The organism is Streptomyces jumonjinensis, from assembly GCF_009600885.1.
Lineage (GTDB): Bacteria > Actinomycetota > Actinomycetes > Streptomycetales > Streptomycetaceae > Streptomyces > Streptomyces jumonjinensis.
The window spans coordinates 1-3,348 of the sequence record NZ_VCLA01000107.1; the positions used below are offsets into that span (position 1 = coordinate 1).

Below are 3,348 nucleotides of genomic sequence, written 5' to 3' on the forward strand. Positions count from 1 at the left end.
ATGCGGTCGTCGACCTGTCGGCGATCCGTCCCAAGCACGCCCGCATCCGGCCGGAAGGATGAGCCGCACCCGCGTCCGCGCCGAGGACCTGTTCTGCACCCGCTGCGACCGTGCACTGCGGCTGGGGGCGAACCACTGGCCCGAGGGCTACATCTGCCAGAGCTGCATGACCAGAGCTCTGGAGACCTACGGGACCTGCACCGGATGCGGAGTCGAGCGGCTCACTCCCGGCCTCGCGCCGGACGGCGGGAAGCTCTGCTCCGACTGCGCCGGCGGGATCGGTGACTTCTTCTGCGAGCAATGCGGCCAGGAGGCCAGACGATACCGGCGCGGGGTCTGCGGCCGATGCGTCCTGACCGAGCGGCTCCGCGAACTCCTCGACGACGGCACCGGCTCCGTCCACGCTGAACTGCTCCCGCTGTTCGACGCTCTACGGCAGATCCGCCGCCCGTGGGGCGCCCTGACCTGGACTAATAAGCCCCACACTCAGCGCAACCTGCGCGCTCTCGCCTTGAAAGAGGTTCCTCTCACGCACGACGGCCTGAGCCAGCTCCACCCCTGGCGATCGGTCGCTTACCTGCGCGACCTGCTCATGCAGAGCGGCGTCCTGCCCCCGGCTGACCGGCAGCTGCTGCTGTTCCAGCGGTGGCTCGCCGAGAAACTGCCTGCCGTCGGCGACGCCGGGCACCGGCGGCTTCTGGAGCTCTTCGCGACCTGGCACGTTCAGCGCCGTCTGAACTCCCTGGCCGACCGCGGCCCGCTCACCAGTAAGCAGGTTCAGCAGGCCCGCAACGAGATTCGTCTCGCGACCGCCTTTCTCGATCACCTCGCCGAGCGAGGGCGGACCCTCGCCGAGTGCACGCAGGCTGATGTCGATAATTGGTACGCGGGTGGCTACACCGCCCGGCGCCTGACCCACGCCTTTCTGCGATGGGCGATGCGGTCGAAACACATGCTCAAGGTCGCCGTCCCGCATCGCTCCACGAGCAACCCCGCCCCGCTCGCTCAACACCAGCGACTCACCCTGTTGCGGCAGGCCGTCGACCAAGGCGACATTCCGCTCCAGGACCGTGTGGTCGCCGCGCTCGTCCTCCTTTACGCGCAACCGCTCACCCGGATCGCTCGGCTCACTACCGACGATGTTCTTCACGAGGACGGCGAGGTTCTGGTCCGGCTCGGCGATCCTCCCTCGCCCGTCCCTGAACCGCTTGCCGGACTGCTGCTGACCTATCTCGACCAGCGACCGAACACCAGGACCGCCACCAATCCCAACGCCCGGTGGCTCTTTCCCGGCCGCAGGGCTGGACAGCCCATGACCCCGCACACGCTCGAACTCAGGCTTCGCCAACTGGGCTTCCCTACCCAGCGAGGACGCATGGCGGCCATCCGCCACCTCGTTCTCCAGGCCCCCGCACCCGTGATCGCCCGCATGCTCGGCTACCACGACGACACCACCGCCCAGCTCGCCGCCGAGGCAGGAGGAACCTGGCGCCACTATGCCCCCGGCGACCACACACGGTGACACCAGCGCCTCAATGACCAAGGAATAGGCGTCAGTCGAATACGCGAGGTCGCCAGTTCACACCCCATCCCCGGCCTCCTCACCCGGCCCCCGATCACCCCGCCGCTCCCGGCACCACCGCCCCCGTCCCCGGCCGTACGGCGGCGCGCACTGCGCCGCAGCGGCCAGACCCCGGCGGCCGCAGTGGCGCGCAGCGGCCCGGAGAAGATCCAGGCGTTCCTACGCTGGACCGGCGACGGCCGGCACCTGACCGTCACCGGCCGGCTCCGGCTGGCCGATGCCCGGATGCTGGTGGAGGCGCTGCCGACCGGGGACGTGTGGGACCCGGTAGATTTCGGGTATCAGTGCCGCACCCGGTCCAGCACGGAACTGCCGCACCCGCAGGACGAGCCCGGGGAGGCCAAGCGCACCGTCCGCCGGGACCTCGGGCGGCTCCTGGGGGTCTGCCAGGACCTTGCCCTGGTCGAACGGACCGTCGGCCTGCTCACCCTGACCGAGGCCGGCCGCACACTCCCGTGGGTCGGCGAGCTCGACGCCGACAACGGGTATCTGGCAGACGGAGAGGAGCCGGAGGAGGACGGGACACGCGTTCCGCCCGACTACGCGAGCCTCTTCCCCCTGCGGCACACGCCCGGCAACGCCTGGCACTTCACGCCGCGCACCGCCTACGTGCTCGGCGCCCTGCTGACGCAGCTGGGCGCCGAAGCCGCCGCAGGCGCCGACGTACTGAAGGACACGGTGCTGCGGGAGGAGGACCGTGCCGGCGGCGGCCTTTCGCCGCCCTCCCCCGCGCCACCTGGGCGCGCAGGGATACTCCTGGCGGTGCGACTTCGCCCACCGCATCTTCGACCTGGCCCGGGACATCGCCGCCGGCACCGTGCCCCGTCCCCGGTGTGTGGCCGAGCGGGTCGCCCTGGACCTGGCGCTGGACCGCGCCCGCGCGCACACGCACGCACCGGCCGGCGGCACTCCCGCCTACGACGAACTCCCTGAGCACCACCACGACGACTGGGACCGTGTCGACCAGGCCCTGAGAGCCACCGGCCAGCAGGCCACCGAGGGACTGCCACTGCTGTGGCGCGCAGCCCCCGACCACTGGTTCATCCCCTTCACCAAGAGCCGGCCCGCCACACGGAGCACCACTCCCTCGGGGCGTGGTAGCGAGCGCCGAAGACACATCGGCAGCATCCCCGGCACATGATGGCCGCCCCGATGGGACGTCCTCATGAACCCGCCTTCCACCAGCGCGAACAAGCACTGTGGAGGATGAGGTGCCGGGTGTCGTGGACGAGCGACAGGAGGATGTCGGGGTCAGGAGGTGAGGGTGAAGCGGGACAGGGCGCGGCAGCGCTGGGGGGCGTCGAGACGGGCACGGCGCGCTGTCGCGTGCCGGGCTCGGTCCGGGCGGGCCCGCAGGCTGCGCGCGGGTGCTCTTCGACCACGGGGAACCCGGCCAGGAGACTCAGTCTGCGTGACGAAGGCCCGGAACATGCGTTCAGGGATGTACGGCAGGGTTCACGGCCCCGTACGGTCCCTCAGTGCAGGGCGACCTTGAGCAGCGCGATCAGCAGGCCGAGCAGTAGATTGGCCGCCCCGGCGACCAGCACCAGCCGCCCCGCGGCGCCCGCCCGGAGCGCGGCGAGCGTCGCCCAGCCGATCTGACCGGCGATCGCGACGCAGAGGGCCAGCCACAGAGTCCCTTGCGGGCCGAGCCCGAGCAGCGGGCTGACAGCCACGGCGAGGGCCGGCGGAACCGCCGCCTTGACGATCGGCCACTCCGCGACGAAGTCCTGCCGGACCGTCCTGCCGCTCAGCGTCCCCTCCGC

General features: G+C 71.2%; 2 protein-coding genes and 1 pseudogene. 2 read left to right on the forward strand and 1 reads right to left on the reverse strand.

The window, feature by feature from the left end:
• Positions 1–58: 58 nt before the first annotated feature.
• Together FF041_RS12620 and FF041_RS12625 are read left to right on the forward strand one after the other, a co-directional pair.
• Entirely contained in the window at positions 59–1,522 is a 1,464-nt protein-coding gene (locus tag FF041_RS12620) for a site-specific integrase (protein ID WP_228388173.1), read from the forward strand.
• Positions 1,523–2,279: 757 nt separating this feature from the next.
• A complete protein-coding gene (locus FF041_RS12625; RefSeq protein ID WP_153522922.1) occupies positions 2,280–2,723 on the forward strand; it encodes a hypothetical protein in 444 nt (147 codons plus the stop codon).
• Positions 2,724–3,057: 334 nt separating this feature from the next.
• On the opposite strand, the pseudogene FF041_RS12630 reads toward FF041_RS12625, so the two are convergent.
• Positions 3,058–3,348: pseudogene (locus FF041_RS12630) on the reverse strand (hypothetical protein); the annotation flags it as partial.

Coding starts and splice junctions, on each gene's coding strand:
- FF041_RS12620 (WP_228388173.1), top strand. CDS start 59: ATGAGCCGCACCCGCGTCCGCGCCGAGGACCTGTTCTGCACCCGCTGC.